General features: G+C 55.3%; 19 protein-coding genes. 12 read left to right on the forward strand and 7 right to left on the reverse strand.

Annotation, left to right across the window (positions count from 1 at the left end; all coding sequences use genetic code 11):
• The first annotated feature begins 150 nt into the window (after nucleotides 1-150).
• Together WKI41_RS10955 and WKI41_RS10960 are read left to right on the forward strand one after the other, a co-directional pair.
• Nucleotides 151-1,266, forward strand: a complete 1,116-nt coding sequence (locus tag WKI41_RS10955) for a Gfo/Idh/MocA family protein (protein WP_340193509.1) — start codon at nucleotides 151-153, stop codon at nucleotides 1,264-1,266.
• Between the two features lie 103 nt (nucleotides 1,267-1,369).
• Nucleotides 1,370-1,981 (forward strand): flavodoxin family protein, encoded by a 612-nt coding sequence (locus WKI41_RS10960; RefSeq protein ID WP_340193511.1) that lies wholly within the window; start codon nucleotides 1,370-1,372, stop codon nucleotides 1,979-1,981.
• A gap of 89 nt (nucleotides 1,982-2,070) precedes the next feature.
• On the opposite strand, the gene WKI41_RS10965 is transcribed toward WKI41_RS10960, so the two are convergent.
• Nucleotides 2,071-2,619, reverse strand: a complete 549-nt coding sequence (locus WKI41_RS10965) for a cupin domain-containing protein (protein ID WP_340193512.1) — start codon at nucleotides 2,617-2,619, stop codon at nucleotides 2,071-2,073.
• Between the two features lie 148 nt (nucleotides 2,620-2,767).
• Here WKI41_RS10965 and WKI41_RS10970 point away from each other — a divergent pair, with 148 nt between their 5' ends.
• The gene (locus WKI41_RS10970) at nucleotides 2,768-4,102 is read left to right on the forward strand and encodes an aspartate aminotransferase family protein (protein ID WP_340193513.1); all 1,335 of its coding nucleotides are present in this window, start codon (nucleotides 2,768-2,770) and stop codon (nucleotides 4,100-4,102) included.
• Nucleotides 4,103-4,235: 133 nt separating this feature from the next.
• Here the strand turns inward: WKI41_RS10970 and WKI41_RS10975 are convergent, their stop codons facing one another.
• Complete coding sequence (locus WKI41_RS10975; protein WP_340193514.1) at nucleotides 4,236-5,660, reverse strand: FAD/NAD(P)-binding protein; 1,425 nt, start codon at nucleotides 5,658-5,660, stop codon at nucleotides 4,236-4,238.
• A gap of 342 nt (nucleotides 5,661-6,002) precedes the next feature.
• Here WKI41_RS10975 and repA point away from each other — a divergent pair, with 342 nt between their 5' ends.
• From repA to WKI41_RS10995, 4 genes are all read left to right on the forward strand, one after another.
• Nucleotides 6,003-7,217, forward strand: a complete 1,215-nt coding sequence (repA, locus tag WKI41_RS10980; RefSeq protein ID WP_082447420.1) for a plasmid partitioning protein RepA — start codon at nucleotides 6,003-6,005, stop codon at nucleotides 7,215-7,217.
• A complete protein-coding gene (repB, locus tag WKI41_RS10985) occupies nucleotides 7,214-8,227 on the forward strand; it encodes a plasmid partitioning protein RepB (RefSeq protein ID WP_340193515.1) in 1,014 nt (337 codons plus the stop codon). Before repA ends, repB begins: the two co-directional genes overlap by 4 nt.
• 295 nt (nucleotides 8,228-8,522) lie before the next feature.
• Entirely contained in the window at nucleotides 8,523-9,788 is a 1,266-nt protein-coding gene (gene repC, locus WKI41_RS10990; RefSeq protein ID WP_340193516.1) for a plasmid replication protein RepC, read from the forward strand.
• A 136-nt stretch (nucleotides 9,789-9,924) separates the two neighbouring features.
• Nucleotides 9,925-11,298, forward strand: a complete 1,374-nt coding sequence (locus WKI41_RS10995) for a cytochrome P450 (RefSeq protein ID WP_340193517.1) — start codon at nucleotides 9,925-9,927, stop codon at nucleotides 11,296-11,298.
• Nucleotides 11,299-11,369: 71 nt separating this feature from the next.
• Here the strand turns inward: WKI41_RS10995 and WKI41_RS11000 are convergent, their stop codons facing one another.
• Entirely contained in the window at nucleotides 11,370-11,852 is a 483-nt protein-coding gene (locus WKI41_RS11000) for a pyridoxamine 5'-phosphate oxidase family protein (RefSeq protein ID WP_340193519.1), read from the reverse strand.
• 121 nt (nucleotides 11,853-11,973) lie between these two features.
• Here WKI41_RS11000 and WKI41_RS11005 point away from each other — a divergent pair, with 121 nt between their 5' ends.
• The 4 genes from WKI41_RS11005 (at nucleotide 11,974) to gshB (ending at nucleotide 16,349) form a co-directional block, all read left to right on the forward strand.
• Complete coding sequence (locus tag WKI41_RS11005) at nucleotides 11,974-12,417, forward strand: PPC domain-containing DNA-binding protein (protein WP_340193521.1); 444 nt, start codon at nucleotides 11,974-11,976, stop codon at nucleotides 12,415-12,417.
• Nucleotides 12,418-12,592: 175 nt separating this feature from the next.
• Nucleotides 12,593-14,356 (forward strand): methyl-accepting chemotaxis protein, encoded by a 1,764-nt coding sequence (locus WKI41_RS11010; RefSeq protein WP_340193522.1) that lies wholly within the window; start codon nucleotides 12,593-12,595, stop codon nucleotides 14,354-14,356.
• Between the two features lie 272 nt (nucleotides 14,357-14,628).
• Nucleotides 14,629-15,243: a biliverdin-producing heme oxygenase gene (locus WKI41_RS11015; protein ID WP_340193524.1), complete on the forward strand. Its 615-nt coding sequence runs from the start codon at nucleotides 14,629-14,631 to the stop codon at nucleotides 15,241-15,243.
• A 149-nt stretch (nucleotides 15,244-15,392) separates the two neighbouring features.
• Nucleotides 15,393-16,349: a glutathione synthase gene (gshB, locus tag WKI41_RS11020; RefSeq protein WP_062423610.1), complete on the forward strand. Its 957-nt coding sequence runs from the start codon at nucleotides 15,393-15,395 to the stop codon at nucleotides 16,347-16,349.
• Nucleotides 16,350-16,408: 59 nt separating this feature from the next.
• Here gshB and WKI41_RS11025 read toward each other — a convergent pair whose 3' ends face one another.
• Nucleotides 16,409-16,612, reverse strand: coding sequence for a hypothetical protein (locus WKI41_RS11025; protein ID WP_340193525.1), 204 nt, complete (start codon nucleotides 16,610-16,612; stop codon nucleotides 16,409-16,411).
• A 270-nt stretch (nucleotides 16,613-16,882) separates the two neighbouring features.
• Nucleotides 16,883-17,770 carry an AraC family transcriptional regulator gene (locus WKI41_RS11030; RefSeq protein ID WP_340193526.1) on the reverse strand — a complete coding sequence of 296 codons (888 nt, stop codon included), beginning with the start codon at nucleotides 17,768-17,770 and terminating at the stop codon, nucleotides 16,883-16,885.
• Nucleotides 17,771-17,872: 102 nt separating this feature from the next.
• Between WKI41_RS11030 and WKI41_RS11035 the strand changes: the two genes are divergently transcribed.
• Entirely contained in the window at nucleotides 17,873-18,610 is a 738-nt protein-coding gene (locus WKI41_RS11035) for an SDR family oxidoreductase (protein ID WP_340193527.1), read from the forward strand.
• A gap of 268 nt (nucleotides 18,611-18,878) precedes the next feature.
• On the opposite strand, the gene WKI41_RS11040 is transcribed toward WKI41_RS11035, so the two are convergent.
• Nucleotides 18,879-20,804: a HAMP domain-containing methyl-accepting chemotaxis protein gene (locus tag WKI41_RS11040; RefSeq protein WP_340193528.1), complete on the reverse strand. Its 1,926-nt coding sequence runs from the start codon at nucleotides 20,802-20,804 to the stop codon at nucleotides 18,879-18,881.
• A gap of 819 nt (nucleotides 20,805-21,623) precedes the next feature.
• Nucleotides 21,624-22,544 (reverse strand): SMP-30/gluconolactonase/LRE family protein, encoded by a 921-nt coding sequence (locus WKI41_RS11045; protein ID WP_340193529.1) that lies wholly within the window; start codon nucleotides 22,542-22,544, stop codon nucleotides 21,624-21,626.
• Nucleotides 22,545-22,549 lie beyond the last annotated feature (5 nt).

Below are 22,549 nucleotides of genomic sequence, written 5' to 3' on the forward strand. Positions count from 1 at the left end.
CGCTTATGCTGATCGTCGCGAAGGCTTCGCCATTGCGATACGTCGAAGGCGGAACGTGCCGATCCGGAACATTGCTGGCGATCAGGCATTCCCTTTCGCAATGCCGCATCCGGCCGTGTTGCTTCCCCAATCCAGCAAATCGAGAGCACAATGCCGACATCAGACAAGAAAATCCGTTATGCCGTCGTCGCCGGAGGCCAGATATCACAACAGGCCTTCATGCCCGGCATCAAGCAAACCAATAATTCCGAGCTAACAGCGTTGGTCACCGGCGATCCCGTCAAAGCCGACAAACTTGCCGGGCTCTACGGCATCAAGGCTTGGTCATACGAGCAATATGACGAACTGCTGAAATCTGGCGAGATTGACGCCGTCTATGTGGCGACCCCCAACTTTCTCCATGCCCCGTTCGCCGCTGCCGCACTGAAAGCTGGCATTCACGTCCTACTGGAAAAACCGATGGCATCCAGTGTGGAGGAGGCGGAACAGATCCTCGCGGCCCAGAAGAAAAGCGGCGCCAAGCTGATGATCGCGTATCGCCTCCACCATGAGCCCGGCAATGTCGAGCTTTTCACCCGCGCTCGTAATGGTGACTTCGGCGACCTCCGCAGCTTCTCGTCGACCTTCGCGCAGAATGTTGCCGAAGAAAATTCCCGCGGTCATAATGGCTATTGGTGCGGCCCTGTACCCGATATGGGTGCTTATCCGCTGAATGCCGTGCGCAATCTCTTTCGTAGCGAGCCTATCGCAGTTCATGCGATGGGGACCAAGACCAAGGATCGCGGCTTCAACTTTCATGACACGGTCGCGGTCACCTTGCTGTTTCCGCAAGAGCGTACGGCGCAGTTTACCGTCAGCTATGCGACTGCATCGGCCGAGAACTTCACATTGGTTGGAACGAAGGCAACCATTGAAGCCTCGCCCTGCTACATGTTCGGATCGTCCGTCGGGATCGCTTATCGCGAAATCACCGATGACGGGGAGAAGGAGCACGTCTTCGAACCGGTCGATCAATTCGGTAACGAGACACAGTATTTTTCCGACTGCATTCTAAACGGCCGAAATCCGGAAGCAGATGGCGAAGAGGGCCTGATGGACATGCGCGTCCTTGCCGCTGTTGAGCGATCACTTGAGACCGGGCAGACCATAACATTGCCCGCAGCTTCACGATCTCGCAGGGTCGAAGGCGATCAGGCTCTCCATTTGGATCCTGCTGAGCAGCCATCGGAAGACGAGATGATCAGCATCATTCCCCAGTCGAGGTAAATCGGATCGACGCGCCTCGAGCCATGATTCAGCAATCCGCGACACGGGAACAAGCCCCCCGTGTCGCGGTTACGGGAAAATAATCACTCTGGAGAAGACGACAATGGCTTTGAAAGCGATCGCGCTCAACGCAACCTTGAAGACGTCCGACAGCGAGCCGTCATCGACTGACCGCATGCTTGAACTCATCGCAGCGGCGATGTCAAAAGATGGCGTTGAGACGGAAACTATTCGCCTTGCCGACTTCAATATAAAGCCAGGCGTAACCTCCGATGAGGGCGAAGGGGACGACTGGCCGTCCATTCGCCAGAAGATCCTCGACGCGGACATTCTCATCCTAGGCACGCCAATTTGGCTTGGACAGCCAAGTAGCGTTTCCAAGCGTGCATTGGAACGTATGGATGCATTTCTTGAAGAGACTGACGACGCTGGCCGAATGGTATCTTACGGACGCATTGCCGCTGTTGCAGTCGTCGGCAATGAAGACGGCGCCCATCATGTCTCCGCTGAACTCTATCAAGCCCTGAACGATGTCGGCTTTACGATTGCCCCGAACGCTGTGGCCTATTGGGTGGGCGAAGCAATGGGCAGCACGAATTTTTCCGATCTGGAGCACATTCCCGAAACAGTGACCAAGGCTGTCGACATGCTGGCGCGCAACAGCGTGCACTTGGCAAAGCTGACGAAGGCAAATCCCTATCCTGGTGAGGACTGAGCCAGGGTATCTAATTTTTTGTCGAAAGCTCGGCTCCGCCTTGACCTAGATCGAAAGCGATCATTTCGTCGGCTAATTGAGCTATAGCGTTAGAAGCTTGGTGGCGTGCAGGCACTGATCACCTCGCACGGCACCGGCCCGACGCAACGGAAAATATGCGGACGTCTGCTTTCGAAATAATAGGCGTCACCCGGCCCAAGAATGCGACGCTCGTCATCCACGGTCACCTCCAGTCGGCCCGAAAGCACGATGCCGCCCTCCTCCCCATCATGCACCAAAGGCACACGGCCGGTACTGGCGCCGGGCTGGTAGCATTCTTTGAGAATCTGCAGGCTCCTTCCAAACAGGTTGTCGCCAATCTGCCGGTAAGAAATCGGCCCTTTGCCAATCTCGACCAGTTCCTCGGCAGCATAAAAGGCTTTGCGCGGCTTGTCTGGCTCGAAAGCAAAGAACTCCGCGAGACCGATCGGGATGCCGTCCAGGATTCGCTTCAGGGCGCCAACGGACGGATTGGCAGAATTGGACTCGATCAGCGAAATCGTCGAATTCGTCACTCCTGCTCGTCTTGCCAACTCACGCTGCGACAACTTGTGTATCGACCGAAGATGACGCAATCTGTTGCCAATATCGACGCTCATTGAAATCTCCGCGTTTCACATGTTCGGTATATCGCAAACATACACTCTCCTGCTCAGTTAAAACAATAGCTTAGGGCTGAACAGAAAAGGACTTGTTTGCGGCCATAAAGTCGCGGATGGATGCATCATCCAAGTCAAGGGGACCCTTATGGACCATCAAAGCAAACCCAACATGCCAAACCTTTCCAATTTCTGGATGCCATTTACGGCGAACCGCCAGTTCAAGGCTTCACCTCGTCTGCTGGCGAGTGCTGAAGGCATGTACTACACCGATATCGACGGCAACCGGATCCTCGATGGCACGGCCGGCCTGTGGTGCGTGAATGCTGGCCACGGCCGCAAGCGCATTTCCACGGCTGTCGAACGCCAGCTCTCCACGATGGATTTCGCGCCGACATTTCAGATGGGCCATCCTATCGCGTTCGAGTTTGCCGAAAAGCTCGCCGCGCATGCGCCGGGCGGTGCCGCTGCCGAGCTTGACCGTGTCTTCTTCACCGGTTCGGGATCTGAATCGGTCGACACTGCGCTGAAGATCGCCATCGCCTATCAGCGCGCGATCGGTCAGGGAACGCGCACACGTATCATCGGTCGTGAGAAGGGTTACCACGGTGTCGGCTTCGGCGGCATCTCGGTCGGCGGTCTCGTCAACAACCGCCGCGTCTTCCCGCAGATCCCTGCCGACCACATGCGCCATACGCTCGATGTGGAGCGCAACGCTTTCAGCAAGGGTCTTCCACAGCATGGTTTGGAGCTTGCCGAAGATCTGGAACGCCTCGTCGCGCTTCACGGCGCAGAAACGATTGCCGCGGTGATTGTCGAACCTATGTCGGGTTCGGCCGGCGTCGTTCTGCCACCGAAAGGGTATCTGGAAAGGTTGCGTGCCATTGCCGACAAGCATGGCATCCTCGTGATTTTCGATGAGGTCATCACCGGCTTCGGCCGCCTCGGACAGCCATTCGCCACGGATTACTTCGGCGTTGTTCCAGATCTGGTCACCACGGCTAAAGGTATTACCAACGGCTCGATCCCGATGGGCGCAGTGTTCGCAAAGCGCTACGTCTATGACGCATTGATGCACGGCCCGGAGAACCAGATCGAACTCTTCCACGGTTACACCTATTCTGGCCATCCCGTTGCCTGCGCAGCCGGCATTGCGACGCTGGAGATCTATGAGGAAGAAGGGCTACTGACACGCGCGGCATCTCTGGCGCAGAAGTGGGAAGATGCGCTTCACGGATTGAAGGGCGCACCACATGTTGTGGACATCCGCAATCTCGGCCTTGTCGGTGCCATCGAACTTGCGCCCCGCGACGGCGCGCTAGGAACGCGTGCTTACGATGTCTTTGTCGATTGCTTCAAGAAGGGCCTTCTCGTCCGCGTCACCGGCGACATCATTGCGCTGTCTCCTCCTCTGATCATCGAGGAAGACCAGATCGACACGATCGTCTCGATGATCGGTGACGCTCTTCATCGGGCTGCTTGATCGCCGCGTCCGTAACGAAAAACGTCCGGGTTGGAGAGCCAGCCCGGACGCAAATTCGACCAAAGTTTACTCAAAATTTAGCGTTTTTATCACTCTGTTATTAAACGACAAAAAGCATCATATCCAAGCAAAGTCACGCTTTGCTTTCTGCACTTCGTATCGCCTGTTTCACTGAATTTGGGCCGCTCTGCGGTGACTCGATTTGAACGATTTGGCTGATCGCTTTGGCAACCTTCTGAGTCTGCACACGTATGTCGGGCACAGCAGTAATTTCCCAAAACTGCCCCGCTGTCAAGGCACCCACCGCGTAGAGCCGCGGCTGTTCATGCCCATCAAGAGTGAGAACGTGGGACTGCGCATCGACCCGAATGCCCAGCCCGAGCGGATCGGTATCGATTAGCTTGTCCGCGACCATCTGTTGCAGAAGTGGCGAGTGGGCGACGCCCGCACGCTCCATTCCGGTGCAATTTACCAGCCAGTCGAACGCCATTCTGACCTCGTCCGTTCCGCCCCGTTTGCGGTAGGTCAGGAAAGGTCCCCCCTCCCCTTTGGCAATTCTTTGTACGAAGCCAGCGTGAACTTCGACCACTCCTTGTTCGAGCAGCGCATCGAAAACTTCATGCACTTGGGGCGCTACCCGGTGCCGATGAATATTCCACCATGCGAGTGCATGGCGAAGGAAGCGCGCCCGCTTCTGTTCATCAAGCGATTGCCAGAGTTCTTGGGTTTGTGGGCGAAGGCCGTCCATAACCGCACGCCACTCAGCGCCTGCCCGCACGATCCCTCGCAGATCGGCAAGGATTTGGCTGATCTCGCTGCAATCTCCGCTAAGCTTCGGGCTTACAGGAGCGACGGGAGACGTGCTATGACTATGCGGAACAAGGCCCCGGCGAGAGATGACGTGGATCTTTCCGCGATGCCCAGCATTCCTCAGCGATAAAACCTGGTCAATCATCGTTAGACCAGAGCCAAGAATACAGACAGTGTCATCGGGCTGAACCTTGGAGAGCCAATTGAGGCGCCATGGGTTTCGGACGACGCGGCGCAATAGCGCCATGTCGGCGTCTCGAGTTAGCCGCGGCAAACTGGCTGTGCCAACGCCAAGGCATAGCACTGCCTGGCTGGCAATTAGCGAGCTTCCGTCATTGAGGCGAAACGCAACCTGCCCGTCATCGTGTACGGAGCAAGACATTGCTTTGGCTTTGATAAAGTCAACCCGAATTTGCTGTCTCTGATCTCGGAGAAGCGCGGCAAGCGTGTCACGCAAATAAAGCCCATAATCATTTCTGCTTGCAAAACCCGAGCTAGCGACATCCCGCCCCCGACTCTTCAGCCAGTTGAGGAAGTCATCGGGCCGGTCGGAAAAAGCGCTCATTCGCGCCGCCGGTACGTTTAGCCGATGAAGATGTAATTCCGTACGATATGCCGTCCCTCTGCCGAAGCTGGCATCATCACCGACGACGGCAATCGATGTTCCAGCGGGAAGCAGTTGCAAAAGATTGGTCACCAGACTGATCGCTGAAAATCCGGATCCCACTACCGCGACGTCATAGATCATATTGGCCTCCTTGATATTACATGGCCAGCAAAGCGTACACCGCCGCAAAAAGCAAATGAAAGCACTGACACATACAGGACAGACTGCTTGTCGCCGAGCGCCGATAAAAATCGGTTAGCCGCGGCTAACACGGCAAAAAGAGTTCCGGCCGCGCAACCCCGCTGCCCGGTGAAAACCAATTTTTTGATTCAACATGCCCTTGTATAGCGCTGAAAAGATTCATGTTTGGGCTGAGAAATGCCTATTGCGTCAAAAAGAGAATCGGCGCTTATATCCCAGTTGCGGAAAAATCCGATTTCGACGGAAAAAACCGCAACTGATCTAACGAGCGGAAAAAGAGAAATGACACCTGGTGCCGACCCAAACATTGCTGAAAGAGCGCCCGATCTGACGAGCCTCATATTACAGCATTCGGCAGCTTTGTCTGCACAGCTTCAGGCGCACAATGCTCACACATTTGCGCCGCTGTCCGAAAAGACGATGCGCACCTTCTCTCCTTCCGAAACGGCAAAGCTGATCGGTATCGGCGAGGCCTATTTGCGGCAGATCGCGGCAGAGATGCCGGATCTCAGCGCCTCCCAAAGTGGAGGTCGCCGTAGCTACTCCGTCGATGACATCCACGCCATCCGCAAACATCTCGATCAGGGTGCTCGCGGTACACGGCGTTACCTGCCGCATCGTCGTGACGGTGAAGCGTTGCAGGTCGTTGCAGTGATGAATTTCAAGGGCGGCTCGGGCAAGACGACGACCTCTGCCCATCTTGCTCAGTATCTGGCGTTGCGCGGCTATCGTGTTCTCGCGATCGACCTTGACCCGCAAGCCAGTCTCTCCGCCCTCTTCGGCCACCAGCCTGAATTGGATGTCGGCCCCAACGAGACGTTGTACGGTGCTATCCGATATGACGACGAACAGCGCCCTGTCGCTGAAATCGTCCGTGGGACCTATATCCCGGATCTCCACATCATTCCCGGCAATCTGGAACTGATGGAGTTCGAGCACGATACCCCGCGTGCTTTGATGCGCAGGGCACCTGGCGATACGCTGTTCTTTGCCCGCATCGGTCAGGCGATCGCGCAGGTGCAGAACTTCTACGATGTCGTTGTCATCGATTGCCCACCGCAGCTCGGCTATCTGACACTCTCAGCCCTAACAGCTGCCACATCGGTTCTCGTCACGGTTCACCCGCAGATGCTGGACGTCATGTCCATGAACCAATTCCTGGCGATGACTGGCGACCTTCTCTCCGAAATCGGTCGTGCCGGCGCGCGCTCCGATTATCACTGGATGCGATATCTCGTCACCCGTTTCGAGCCGAGCGATGGACCGCAAAACCAGATGGTCGCGTTCCTGCGTTCCATCTTCGGCGAGAACGTTCTGAACCATCCGATGCTGAAGAGTACGGCGATCTCGGATGCCGGTTTGACCAATCAAACCCTTTTCGAAGTCGAGCGTACACTCTTCACCCGGTCGACCTATGACCGTGCGTTGGAAGCCATGACCAATGTGAATGCCGAAATTGAAGGCCTGATTAAAAAAGCGTGGGGTAGAACCGCATGAGCAGAAAGCAAATCTTCGCCAATCTCGGTGGTAACAGCGCCGATAACAACGAGGCTGCTGCGGAACGTCCGCGCCCGCGTATCCGTCCTATTCTTGGCTCGCCGGATCTGGTTACAGATACCGTCAATTCACCCGTTGGGATGATCGGCCAGTCGCTCAATGAAGTCTCGGAGCGCAGCAAACGCGCAGAAGAAATCGAGAAGAAGCTCGCTGAAGGTCTCGCGATCGTTGCCCTTGATCCTGCAGATATCGATCCGTCGTTCATTCCTGACCGCATGCCGGCCTCCCGCGAGGCGGATGTGGGACTTGTCGAAGCTATCCGTGAGCAGGGGCAACAGGTTCCGATCCTGGTCCGCCCACATCCAGACAAACCCGGTCGCTATCAGGTCGCCTTCGGACATCGTCGTCTTCGTGCCGTTGCGGAGATCGGCATTTCCGTTCGTGCCGTCGTCCGAGATTTGTCGGATGAACAGCTCGTCGTCGCACAGGGGCAGGAAAACAACGAACGCCGCGATCTGAGCTATATCGAGAAGGCGCGCTTTGCCCAGAAGCTGCAGCTCCGCTTCTCCCGCGACACCATCATGGCGGCAATGTCTCTCTACAAGAGCGACCTTTCCAACATGCTTTCGGTCGTGGGGCGCATTCCCGATGACATCGTCGACAAGATTGGTCCGGCGCACGGTGTCGGCAGACGCAACTGGATGGATCTCGCCGATCAGCTAACGTCATCAAAGGTAAACGATGTCGCTCGCTCCTTCCTCGAAGAGGATCGCATCGAAAGGCTAGCGTCGGAAGAGCGTTTCAAGGCGCTGCTGGAATATCTCAAGCCGAAGGTAGAACCGAAACGCAACGGCGTTCTGGCGTCCAAGAGCGGTCAGAAACTTGCGAAGATTGTGGAGACAGACCGGAAGATCGACATCTCCATTGATCGTAAGGAAGCACCTGAGTTCGCATCTTTTGTTCTGGAGCACCTGCAAACTTTGTTCGAGGAGTACCGCTCCAAACAGTAACATCGCCCATCTCACGGGGGTCGATTGCGCTCTCGAGTGAGTGACGAGTTTGAACACCATATCAAGGCGCGGTACCGATTTTAGAAAAGTCGACGCGCTTTAACGAAACCAACGACTGAAACAGAAACAGGAGCATTTGGCCCAAAAGAAAAAAGCCCCCGAACGTTGCCGCGCGGAAGCCTTTCTTTGATTTAAGCACCCGAAGAATCTCATTTCCGCGAATCATAGTCAAGAGTCTTGGCATCGAAATCTTTTCGGTGAGCGATTTTCTTTTGCCTTTTTGAAGGTGAGAGACATGAATAGCGATATTGTAACGACGCCCTTTGGGCGGCGAGGAGTAAGTTATGCCCAACTCGCGCACCAATTTGCGTCCCAACGCATCAAGGCGGAGCAGTCCGTCGACAAATGGAAGCTGTTCCGTCGCATATGCGAAGCAAGAACCGTTCTTGGCGTTTCGGATCGGTCTCTTGCCGTTCTCAATGCACTTCTGAGCTTTTATCCGAAGACAGAACTGTCCGACGAACATGGTTTGGTGGTCTTCCCATCTAACGAACAGCTATCGTTACGCGCTCATGGGATGTCGGAACAGACACTGCGCCGGCATCTCGCAGCGCTTGTCGACGCGGGTCTTGTTCTGCGCAAGGATAGTCCAAATGGGAAGCGATATGCCCGGAAGAACCGCGCTGGCAGTATCAGCGATGCTTTCGGATTTTCGCTGTCACCTCTCATCACGCGCGCCAGCGAAATTGAAGTCATTGCAGAAATGCTAGCCGAAGAGCGTCTCCAACTTCAGCGTCTTCGTGAAAGGATCAGCCTCTGCCGACGTGATATCGTCAAATTCATCGAACTTCTGGCAGAGGGATCGGACAATGAGAGATTTGACGTCTTTCGCGCACGTCAAATTGTCATCACGTCCAAGCTTGATCGCAAGACCAGAGCGCCGCAGCTCAGCCTTGTTCTGGAAGAACTGAACGAAATTCGCGATGAACTCTCTAAGCTTTTGGAAAAACAGGTAGAAATTGAAAAAATAAGCGCCAATGCCTATCAAAATGAGCGGCTTATACAGAGTTCAGAATCCGAATCCTATTTTGAAGATGCCAACCTTGTGGAAAACGCGAGCGTCCCGGAAACCGAGATGCTTACAACAACTCAATCTGCGCCAGAGGCAACTTTAGGCATGAAAGATGACGGAACTGTTAGCGAAGAAAAATATGATCTCCAGACGGTGCTAAGAGCCTGCCCGGAAATATCGCTTTACGGCCCGAATGGCGCGGTCAGGAGCTGGACAGACCTCAAAAGCGCTGCAAACGTTGTGAAAACCATGCTCTCCATCAGCCAGTCAGCTTACGATGAAGCGGAGAAACGGGTAGGCTCACAGGCTACATACACAATCATAGCGTGTATCTTGGAAAGATCCGAGCAGATCTACTCGGCCGGTGGTTACCTTAGAAGCTTGATCAATAAGACGCACAGCAACAACTTCAGCGTGAAACCGATGCTGATGGCGCTTCTCCGATCTAAAATCTCAAAGAGCACCAGCCGACCGCCATTGCTGTGCTGAGAACCTTCTTTGCGCCGCGCAATACGCTTCCCTGAAAAGCTCAGGGCGAGGGAGAATTGATCCATAGGACCAACATAAGCTGCTCATGACATTCGTAATCCACCCAGGGCTTCCCATATCAAAGGAACGAGAGTGAATGACAGGGAGCAGTCAATTGAACGACCAAAGCCTATCATTGAAGCCGATGGGGCCGGTGATGGAGACCTCGACAGCAAAAGCGCTGCTAGCACTCATCCGCAATCCGCTGGATGCATTGCCGCCAGCCGTCTTTACCGAACCGCTGGTATTTTCGAGAACTGCTGGAAGGGTCAGCATCTACATCTCTGATCCAGCGCTCATTCACGAGGCGCTCGTCAAGAATGCGGATGTGTTGGGGAAAGGCGACCAAGTTCGTCGCGCGCTTGGACCGGCACTTGGATCGGGATTGTTGACTGCCGATGGAGCGCATTGGAAATGGCAACGTCAGTCGGTTGCCAGCGCCTTTCGCCCATCCTCCTTGACGGACCTTCAGCCAGCTATGCTTGATGCTGCGCGACAAACGCGTGACCGACTGTTGCGTGACCGAGATGAGACTATCGATATTGGTCACGAGATGATGAAGACAACCTTCGATATCATTGTTGAAACGATGATGTCGGGCGGTCACGGCATTGATGTGGGGCGTGTCGAGCGCAGCATCACCGACTATCTTCGACCCAGCGGCTGGACCTTTGCACTTGGTGTCGTCCGTGCGCCAGAGTGGACACCTTATCCAGGGAGAGGACGCGCGAGGAAGGCGGTGGAGTTTCTACGCTCAAGTCTGATGAGCGTTTTGGAAGAGCGCCGACATACCCCGTCAGATCGTCATGATCTCGTCTCCATGCTGATGTCCGCAGCCGATCCCGAAACCGGGCGCATGATGACCGATGTTGAGATCATCGATAATCTGATGACCTTCATCACGGCGGGACATGAGACTACGGCCCTCGGTCTTGCCTGGACATTCGATCTTCTGGCGAGACATCCCGAATGCGAGGCGCGGGTGTTGGCGGAAATCGAAGAGGTAACGCAAGGCGGCGAAGTGGAGCCGGACCATATCGCGCAGTTTCATTATACGAGACAGGTGTTTTCGGAAGCGATGCGGCTCTACCCACCGGCGCCGATCATCACTCGGACGGCGCTCGAAGACTTCAAACTTGGCGACTACCATGTGCCGGAAGGGACCGTTATGTTCGTTCCGATCTACGCTGTCCATCACCACGCAGCGATATGGAATGCGCCTCAGACGTTTGATCCTGAGAGGTTCACGCCGGAGGCCGTAAAAGCTCGCCACCGCTATGCCTACATGCCCTTTGGAGCAGGTCCGCGTGTGTGCATCGGAAACGCATTCGCCATTATGGAGGCCGTTGCTGTTCTCGCCGTCATTCTTCAGAAGCTTCGCTTGAAAAATGATAGCGGTGCGCCTGAGCCACTGATGAAGGTAACGTTAAGGCCAAAAACGAGCCTGAAGATGAAGGTCGAGCCGGTCTGAAGTTGAACGCGGCGTAGGACTGGCTTTAAATAGAAATAATGGCCAGCGATGATCCGCTGGCCATTGGTGTTTTACATATCGACTTTGGCGTTCTCGCCCATATCGGGGCGAGTGTTGCTTACGGCTGCCGCTGCCATCTTGATGTAGCTGATGACGGTGCCGGGGCTGTCCCAATATTCAGCAGACGACGGTGTAACCTTCAGAACGCGGATGGACGGGTCTTCCGCACTGTCCCACCAAGCTTTCGCCGGCGTCGACCACAGGTCGCGAATGCGCTCACGGTCGTTCTGCACCTCAGCAACGCCGGAAATCGAGACGTATTTCTGTCCTTTCGAATCTGCGAAAGCGAGGCAGACATTTGGATATCGTGCGATCTCCTCATCCTTATGACTTGCAACATCGGTTAGGAAATAGAAGGCATTTTCCAACCGCTCCGTGTGGGCCGCCATAGGGCGTGCGCGAAGATCGGAACCGGTCTGCGTCGTCAGCATGCAAAAGCCGATCTTGTCAGCCAGATCCCAAACCTTGCTCGTGTCGTCTTCGATATGTGCCATCTGGCCCTCCTCTGATTTATCCTCCTTCAACGAGCTTTGCAGCGACATCGTTCCTCTCAAGGAACCTCGAAAGCATGCGGCCAGTTGTCCTTGTGGTTCTAAACGGCAGAGAGGCAGTGACATGGAGAGCAAAGAGCTTGGTAGAAGTGATCCCTGGAGCGAGCGAAACTTCGTTCTGGTTCTGGAGGATGGCGAGGAAGCCTTCGGCGCCATCACCAAGTTCTGTGAGGAGCAGAACATCACCGGAGCCTCATTGACAGCAATTGGTGCCTTTAGGCAGGCGAAGCTAGGCTTTTTCAACTTTACCCAGAAAAGCTACATCGACATTCCGGTCGATACCCAATCGGAAGTGCTCAGTGCCATTGGTGACGTGGCTGTCGATGACGAAGGAAATGCCAGCGTCCACATGCATGCCGTCCTCGGTTTTGCCGATGGCTCGACCAAGGGCGGGCATTTTATCAGTGGTATCGTCCATCCGACATTGGAGATCATTATCCGCGAAAGTGCCGTCGCGCTGCGTCGCCGCAAGAAACCGGAACTGGGCATCGCCCTGATTGATCTATGAGGGGAGGGGAGTGACGTTGTTTTCCAATCCAAAGGTCTCCTCACATCGCGTCAAAGCGGTGATGCATATCCAGCTTGACTGTAAAACTTAATTAGCGGGTAGAAATTGTTTCTTCACTAAATTATTAACTTCGACATGAGAGGATGTGTGACACCGTACTTCAGGAACACACCCCATGGCGCTCTTTTTCAATTCCGATGCCGCAAAAATCTTGAATGCACTCGATCTATCCTTCGCCGTCATCGAGTTTGACGTGGATGGTAACATCCTCAAGGCCAATAAAAACTTCTGTGACCTGATGGGTTACTCGCAGGCTGAGCTTCAGGGAAAACACCACAGCATTTTCCTGGACGGCGACTATGCGCAATCCGCCGATTACAAGACTTTCTGGAATAAACTGCGCGGCGGAGAGTTCATCTGTAGCGAGTTTACGCGTCTTGCCAAGGACGGGACTGAAATCTTCATTCGCGGCAACTACAATCCGATCAAGAACAGCGCCGGCAAGGTGCTGAAGATCATCAAGTTTGCCAACGACATCACACAGACCAAGATGCACGGCATCGATACGGGTTCGAAGATAGAGGCAATCTCGAGAGCCCAGGCGGTGATCGAGTTCAAGACAGATGGTACGATCCTGTCTGCAAACCAGAACTTCCTGAAGGCGCTGGGCTACACGGCTTCGGAAGTGGTCGGCAAACACCACAGCATGTTTGTTGATCCAGCGTATGCGGCGAGCCCGGCCTACATGGAGATGTGGCGCAAGCTTAATGCTGGTGAATTCATCGCCGACGAGTTCATGCGTCTGGGCAAAGGCGGCCGCCACGTCCACATTCAGGCATCCTATAATCCGGTTTTCGACTTCAAGGGACGGGTGTTTAAGGTCGTCAAGTTCGCAACCGATGTGACGGACCGCGTTGAAAACGTCGAGAGACTGGCGAACGCGCTGACGAACCTTGCCAACGGCGACCTGTCACAAACGATCGATACGCCCTTCATTTCAGTGCTCGACCGGCTGCGTCGCGACTTCAATGCTGCCTCGGCAAAACTACGGGACGCCATGGCGACCGTGCGCAACAATGCCGAGACGATTTCTGCAGGCGCGCACCAGGTCCGCATTTCTGCTGACGATCTGGCAAAACGGACGGAACAACAGGCAGCTTCGGTTGAAGAGACGGCGGCAGCACTTGAGGAAATCACCACTACGGTGAAAGATTCCAGCCAACGCGCCGAAGACTCCGGTCAGCTTGTCGGGCGTGCGAAAGCGCATGCAGACCGGTCCGGCGAGATCGTCAACGAAGCCATGGTAGCGATGGACAGGATCAACCAGTCATCGAATGAGATCTCAAACATCATCGGCGTGATCGACCAGATTGCCTTCCAGACGAACCTGCTTGCGCTGAATGCGGGGGTTGAAGCTGCACGTGCCGGAGAAGCCGGAAAGGGCTTTGCTGTCGTCGCCCAGGAAGTCAGAGAATTGGCGCAACGTTCTGCCTCCGCGGCGAAAGAAATCAAGACGCTGATCACCGCTTCAGGCGCCCAGGTCGCCAATGGTGTCACGCTGGTCGGCAAGGCTGGTGAAGCGCTTCAGGAGATCGCCGGCAACGTTCAGGATATCAACAAGGACATTGGCGCGATCATCGAGTCGGCTCGCGAGCAGTCGACAGCCCTCAACGACATCAACCGCGCTATCAATCTCGTAGACCAGGGCACGCAGCAGAATGCAGCCATGGTCGAAGAGCAGACGGCCGCAAGCCACGGTCTTGCAGCGGAAGCAAAAGCGCTCTTCACCTTGCTTGAGCAGTTCCGTTTCGACGACCGGCCGCCCGCCAACATGGTGACATCCAAACCCGTTACGGCCAAGTCGTCTGTCCAGAGATCGGCGCCGAAATTCGTCTCGCAAGGCAATGCAGCGGTGAAGGCTGAATGGACGGAGTTCTGATACGGCCATTTGGGATCAGCCGCTATCACCTATGACAGTTTCCATCATCCCGTGATCATAAAAGCGCGGCCTCAGGAGAAACGCTGCTCCTGAGGCCGTGGTTTGACTTTGCACGCGATAGTTCCACCAATCGGGAAGACGTGCTAGGACCACGGCAGTCGCTGCCGAAAGTCCGAAGCTGTAGTGCATTTAAATTTGACTTTAAAAGGAAAGATTTTTATGTGCAAACACGCTGATGAAAGCGCAAGTCGATAACGGGACGACCATAGACCATGAACAGCGTGAGCCCCATTGTGGATGAAATCCAGATAGAACCTAGCCGCACGAAGCGCCTGAAAGCGGGCACACGTGACGCGCATGGTGCGCTCGACAGCTTCATCATGACCGCCAAGCCGTTCGAAAGCCGCGAAAACTTCGGCAAGTTCGTGAAGACGCAGTATCTGTTTCATAAGGATCTCGATGCGCTTTTCTTCAATGCGACCCTCGACGGCCTTCTTCCGGACCTGAAAGGACGCCGTCGGATCGGTCTTATCGAGCAGGATCTGCACGATTTGTCTCTCGATATTCCGGAAAAGCAGAATGCCCGCTTTCAGCAGAACGACAAGAATTTCGATCTGCCAGAGGCAATGGGTTGGCTCTATGTGGTGGAAGGGTCCAATCTGGGCGCCGCCTTCCTGCTGAAGGACGCTGCCAAGCTCGGACTTGGCGAAGAATTTGGCGCACGCCATCTTGCAGGGGCACCCGAGGGTAGAGGCTTGCACTGGCGTACATTCACCTCAGCGCTCGACGAGATCGAACTGACGGAAGATGAAGAACGTCGCGTTGTTTCCGGTGCGCAAGACGCCTTCATCGCGGTCCATAACTACGCCCGTCAGATGATGGCGTGAAGAGTTTCGGTCACCAAAAGACTCTCTTGCCTTGAAATGGGGAGAGGTTGGGTCTGTGTGAATAAAACTCAAAGATCCCGCTTGCTGCGCCAGTTGCCTTTAAAGGTGCTCTGTCCTACATCAGACGGGCTTTTGAAAAGGAATTGCGCATGGCGAAGATCAAGAACGTTGCGATCCAGATGGATCATGTTTCCGGCATCAACATAGCCGGAGATTCAACATTCGCCATTAGCCTCGAGGCCCAGGCCAGAGGGTATCGCCTTTTCCACTACACGCCCGATCGCCTGTCGATGCGCGATGGAAAAATTTACGCGACCGTCGAACAGATGGAACTGCGTGATATCAATGGCGACCATTTTTCCCTCTCTGAGCCTGAACGGGTGGATTTGTCGACGATGGATGTGATCCACCTGCGCCAGGATCCGCCCTTCGACATGGCCTACATCACCTCCACGCATCTTTTGGAGCGTATCCACCCCAAAACGCTGGTGGTGAATGACCCGGCTTGGGTGCGTAACTCCCCGGAGAAGATATTCGTCACGGAGTTTGCGGACTTGATGCCTGCAACTCTGATCACTAAGGACGTGGCCGAAATCGCTCGTTTCCGTCAGGAGATGGGCGATATCATCCTTAAACCCCTTTACGGAAACGGCGGGGCAGGGGTGTTCCACTCCACCCGCGATGACCGCAACTTCTCGTCCCTTCTTGAAATGTTCGGCCAGATGTTCCGCGAGCCTTACATCGCGCAGCAATATCTGCCGGACGTGCGCAAAGGCGACAAGCGCATTCTTCTGGTAGACGGCGAACCTGTCGGCGCCATCAACCGTGTGCCGGCTGAAAACGATGCGCGCTCGAACATGCATGCGGGCGGTCGTCCGGAGCCGACGGAACTGACAGCGCGAGAAAAGGAAATCTGCGAGCGCATCGGCCCGGCACTGCGCGAACGCGGCTTCCTCTTCGTCGGTATTGACGTTATCGGCACGTATATGACGGAAATCAATGTCACCTCTCCCACCGGAATTCGCGAAGTGAAGAAGTTTGGCGGCGCAGATGTTGCAAGCCTTCTTTGGGATGCGATTGAGCGCAAGCGCGACGCTCAGGGATGATACGTATGGTTTGTCCGTCTTCGCCTTCGCGTCAGAGCATCAGGCTCTAAAGCCCCATTTCAGCGCCGCAGTCCCAGGATGATGAGGAGGGACGCGACCGCGAGCGGCAGCCATAGGTGCACGAGCCCGATTGCGCTGAATGCGGGAAACTGTTCCTTGCAACCGGTCGGGTTCATACCGCAGCCAAGCGGGACAAAAAAGAAGAACCAGATGAAGGTCAGGCATACAAGAAGCGCCCCTGCGATCAGCAAGATTGTCTTCAACTTGTCCTCCGTCTTGAGAGACTACACCCGGCAGAGTGAAACTTTGTCCTATGCGCTGAAGCTCTGACCGGCATTGGCATCACGTCGATGACAGACCGCTAAGGCGTTTCGAGATCACCCGGATTTTCTCCCCACGCTCTTTCTCTTGCTTATTGCATGCCGCTATTGCAGAACCTCTGCACAGTTTTACGCAACATGCAAACAATTGAGCCGCCCGTCGATTGATCGGCTCACTCATATGATGCCCCGGAGTGCAGAGTGCTCCAGCCTTTATCGCCCTCTTGGAGTATGTCCCGTGACGCGCTTGAACGCATGGGTGAAAGCGCTTTGCGACGTATAGCCAACGGAAAGCGCGACATCCGAGATGCTGCGCCCGTTCGCCAATTGCCGCTCTGCCAGGATCATGCGCCAGCGGGTCAGATAGTCCATGGGAGCGCGGCCAACGCGCTGCGAGAAGCGAAGCGTAAGAGAAGAGCGAGACATGCCGACTTCCCTCGCCAGGGAGTCGATCGTCCATCGGCGGGCTACATCATCATGCATCAGCCTTATCGCCTTTGCTATTCGGGCATCGGCCAGCGCCGCTATCCAACTGATATTCTTATCGGGGTCGGTGGAAATGTAGGAACGGATAGCCTCCACGATAAGGATTTCCGCCAACCGCTCCGCTACCAAGTTCCCCCCAACTCTTTCGGCATCCGCTTCGTCTTTGAGAGTGGACAGGGTCCGCGCGATCGAATGAGCACGCGTTGAACCGGGATCAATCCGCAGAAATGTTGGGAGCGCATCGAGGAGGAATGGAGCGTTGACACTGGCAAACCCGCTGCCGCCACCCATTAGCATTGTGTCGATACGATCTCCCAAACGCACCGTGTTGTGGCCAGGAGGAGCATAGAGCGTCATACCGTCGCAAGGTTCGATATCGGGGTGACTTGCGACTGTATAGGAGGTGTTGCTGAGCAGGATCACATCTCCTTCAACCAGCACTTCCGGATCACGATCAGCCAGGATGAGCCAGCATCGCCCCGTCAAGACGGCGATGAATTTCAAGCGCAGCCTTCCGTCAAACGATAAGGACCAATTGCCACCTGCCTCAAGACTGGTGCCACGCACGCTGTGCGTTTCCAAAACCGACAGGACCTCGGAAAAAGGATCTCTCATTTTGATTTTGGCCGATCACGACAAAGACTAAGCCTATCAAGCATAGATAGTCCGCGGAAGCCACTTTATTTTAGCAACGCTGAAACCAGAAAGGGGTACCTCATGACCATTCAGGGAAAAGTCGTCGCCATCACCGGCGCTGGTCGCGGAATCGGGCGTGCGACGGCGCTTCATCTCGCTCTACGCGGCGCGCGCGTGGTGATTGGCGCGCGCAATAAGACAGAATTGCTCGACGTTGCTCAGGAGATCGAAAGACATGGGGGTGAGGTAGCTTTACGCGCCACAGATGTGACGAAGCGGCCTGACCTTCAATCGCTCATCAGTCTAGGCTGCGAGTGTTTCGACAGGGTCGACGTGCTCGTCAACAATGCAGGTATTGGCCCAATCTCGCGCTTCGATGCCCTGCGCGTGGAGGATTGGGACGCGATGATCGACATCAATCTTAGAGGTGCTCTCTATGGCATTGCTGCTGCGCTTCCCGTGTTCGCGCAGCAAGGAACAGGCCATGTGATCAACGTGATATCTACTGCAGGCCTGAAGATCGTGCCGACCATGGGCGTTTACGCCGCGACTAAAAACGCACTGCGTACCGCGACGGAAGCTTTAAGGCAGGAGTCTGGCGCTAAGCTGAGGGTCACAGAAGTATCTCCTGGCTTTATCGATACGAGCTTCACGGATTCATCGATTACCGATCCGGACGTAAAGGCCATGATCAACCAACAGAAGGAGCGATTGGCGATCTCTCCGGACTCCATCGCGCGAGCCATCGCATTCGCCATCGACCAGCCAGAAGATGTCGAAATCGGCAGTATCGTCGTTCGCCCAACCGCGCAGGATTGAAGCATGGTCCAAGCAAAAGTGCGCAGCGATTTGCGATAACGACATGCAGCATAAGACGGAGCTAAAGCGTAGGGAGCGACTCTAAAAGATCGCGAAAGGCTCTGGTGTCAGATGAAGTTCTGTCCCGTCGTGACCGAGGGTCTGCAAAACTGGTTCTGCTCAGAATTATTGTGCCCGCATCTTCAGTCGGATGCGGGCACAATAGTATCGGTCTTATCTCGAGACATCGATTTACGGCGAAGATCGGGAATGTCTCGATCGTTTTCGATTAGACAACCTGCCGGAATTCCTCGTCTTCTCCGTCCGGTCCTCCCATCGACATGTCAATGGCGAACCCCTTTGCGAGAGCCTGTTGTGCGTGGACGCCACCGTTTGCAGAAGACTGGCGCATAGGTGCTGCGGGCTTAGCTGTAGGACGTTTCGCTACGGCTGGCTGACGAGTCGCTGCCGGTCGAGAGTAGCTCTCCGCGCGTTCGACCCTAAAGAAGGCGATGCTTGCCTGAAGCTCTTCGGCCTGTGCGGCCAATTCTTCCGATGTGGCAGACATTTCTTCCGAAGCACCGGAGTTCTGCTGCGTCACCTTGTCGAGCTGCTGGATCGCTTCGTTGATCTGGCTTGCACCAATATCCTGCTCGCGGCAGGCCGCAGAGATTTCAGCCACCAGTTCGGCCGTCTTGCGAATGTCGGGCACCAGGCGGTTCAGCATGTCGCCAGCTTCAGTCGCAACCTGAACAGTCTCACCAGAGAGCGAGGAGATTTCGGCTGCTGCTGCCTGGCTGCGTTCTGCCAGTTTGCGCACTTCAGAAGCGACTACCGCAAAGCCCTTGCCGTGTTCGCCGGCGCGCGCAGCTTCCACAGCGGCATTCAGTGCCAGAAGGTCGGTCTGACGCGCGATTTCCTGAACGATAGAGATCTTCTGCGCAATCGTGCGCATGGCAACGACGGCGCGGCCCACGGCTTCACCGCTGGCCTCTGCGTCCTTTGAGGACTGGCGAGCAATCTTCTCTGTCTGAGCGGCGTTGTCGGCGTTCTGCTTGATGTTGGCAGCCATTTCTTCCATAGAAGCGGACGCTTCTTCGGCAGAAGATGCCTGTTCGGTTGCGCCCTGCGAAAGCTGCTCGGAAGACGAAGACAGTTCCTGGCTACCGGATGAGACGTTGTCGGCTGCAGCCAGCGCATCGCCGACGACACCGCGCAAGCGCTCAACCATAGACTGCAGCGCAATCCCGAGCGTGTCGCGCTCCGACAAAGGCTTTGGCGTCACGGTCAGGTCGCCGTTTGAGATCTTGTCCGCTACGCTTGTCGTTTCACGCAGATTGGTCACCATGTTCAACATGGCAATGCCAAGCGTGTCCTTGTCGGAGAGAGGCTTCACGTCTTTGGAGAGGTCACCAGCGGCGATCAAGCTGGCAATCTCGGCCGTCCCGCGAAGATTCGTGGTCATGCTGTTGACGGTCCCGACGAGATCCTTGATTTCGTCGTTGGTTTTGACAGCCACATCATTATCGAGATTGCCGATCGCGACGCTTTGCAACACCGCCTTGATCTTGCCGAGGCCACTGCTGATGCCGATCGCGATCCATGCCGCGATAATCAGGCTGATGATGATAGCTACCCCGACGGCAACGATCAGAGTCATACGCACCTGCTCGTAAAGGCTGTTGGAATCTGCGAGCATCGACGCTACGCGCTCTTCCTGAATCTTGACGAGTTGTTGCGTCCCTTTGCCCACCTCTCTTGCCAACATTCGCATTTCACCATTGGAGAAGGCGGTTGCGCCAGCCGCGTCGCCGGCAAGAAGCATTTGATCGTGCTTGGTAGAAGCCACATCGAACTTTTCGAAGTCGGCGGCCGTTTGGAGCCAGTACGGCTTGCCCTCCTGGGAAACCCCATCAAGGCCGGTCTTAATGGTTTCGGTGGTATCGCGCATAAGGTCGGTTACGACTTTCAGGAAGCCATTCGCCTCTTCCATGGACCGTGCCATGACAGCGTTCTTCTGTTGCCGAATAATTTCCGAAAGGTTGCGGTCGATCTGAAGCGCTATCTGCAGACGTTTCTCCGGCCCGCTCACCACTTCACTAAGAGCTTGATTAACTGTCCCCAGGCTCAGGATGCTGTAGGTCGAAATCCCTGCGAGAACGAGTAGGATGAAGGCAAATGCCAAGATCAGTTTTAGCTTAATCGTAAACCGCATATTAGATGTCCCTTGCGCGCTTTATGATGGTGTCGCGGCCACCAGCGACGATCGAGTGCCAATCGACATTGCCGGCCGCTCTTGATGAGATGAGATTTTGGCACGAGCCGCGGGTAGGTGTGAGTAACGTTCGCCATGTCAGGCTGCAGCAAACGATGCTACAGGACGGCTTCGAGACGTTGCTCTGGGGATAGCCGGCTCGCGAGACGTAAAACTAAGGGCCTTCGACGAAATGGCTGAGATGAAGAGTTGGTGGTTGCAACTTGCCGAGCGCGAGGCCGAACGTAGCGCGACGTGCAAGGGAATTGTTTATAGCGACCAATTTGATCCGCATAATTTTCTCATCAGCAAGGCTTAGTGGAATTCCCGATCAAAGCCAGTGGCAGCAGTTGTGGGGCTGGTCGGGTGTAACGACATCTTTCGGGAAGGCCCGCGCATCATGCGGTGGGAAAGACTTAAGTCTTCTGAAGCTCAAGATCGAAGCTTTGATGAAAGACAAGCTAGGTCGATATGGTAAAAATTACGTTACTGCTTTTGAGAAATAACGATTATTTTAATCGCATGAATTGTTGAGATTACAATTGCGCGAAAATCCCCTGCCTAGCGCTATGTAAGGCAATGTGTTGCAAATCCAAGCTGCCAATCAACAGGTTATTTGCTGATATCTGCAGACATACAAAGATTGATAGATATATCGACAGTTAGATCGTGGCAGCGTCAGTACCGCGATAAAGTAAGGTAAGCCTCCGCAACTGCCGGAGGTTCAACGTTGGGCGCTGATCACCAGCGACCATGGATTTGATCGCCTCGGAGCCACTGTTACGGCGTTTGCGCACCCGTCGTTGCGAGATAGACGGAGTACAGCGATTTGGTCGCGGTGATGAAGAGCCGGTTCTTCTTTGGGCCGCCAAAGGTCAGGTTGGCCACCGTCTGCGGCACCTTGATCTTGCCAAGAAGAGTGCCTTCCGGCGAAAAGCAATGGACGCCGTCGCCGGCGCTGGTCCAGAGGTTTCCGGCTGTGTCGATACGGAAGCCATCGGGTAAGCCGCTGTCCAGGTTGCAGAACTCCCGACCATTCGTCAGCTTGACGCCATCGACTACGTCAAACACCCTGATATGGCGCGGGCGCGAAACGTCGTGACTATAGGAGCTGTCGGCGACGTAGAGCTTCGTTTCGTCGGGGGAGAACGCTAGTCCGTTCGGCTGCACGAAGTCGTCGACGGCGATCTGCACCTCGCCGGAGATAGCATCGATCCTGTAGACATTGCGGGTCTTCTGCTCAGGTTCAGACTTGTAGCCCTCATAATCGGAGAGAATCCCGTAGGTGGGATCGGTAAACCAGATGCTGCCATCGGATTTGACCACCACATCATTGGGTGAGTTCAATCGCTTGCCGTTATAGCTGTCAGCCAGCACCGTGATCGAACCGTCCACTTCGGTCCTCGTCACGCGGCGACCGCCGTGTTCGCAGGAGACCAGCCGGCCCTCGCGGTCGCGGGTGTTGCCATTGGCGAAGTTGGAGGGCTGGCGGAAGACGGAAATTCCGCCATCCGGCACCCACCGAAGAATACGCTGGTTGGGGATGTCGCTGAAGAGCAGGCAGTTGAGATCGGCAAACCAGACCGGACCTTCGCTCCATCGGCAGCCGGAATAGAGTTCTTCGAGTTCGGCGTTGCCGACGATCAGGTGACGGAAGCGGTCGTCGCGAATGTCATAAACGGAGCTTTGATCTTTGGTCATGAGCG

Source organism: Agrobacterium larrymoorei, from assembly GCF_037722385.1.
In the GTDB taxonomy this organism is placed as follows: Bacteria; Pseudomonadota; Alphaproteobacteria; order Rhizobiales; family Rhizobiaceae; genus Agrobacterium; species Agrobacterium larrymoorei_C.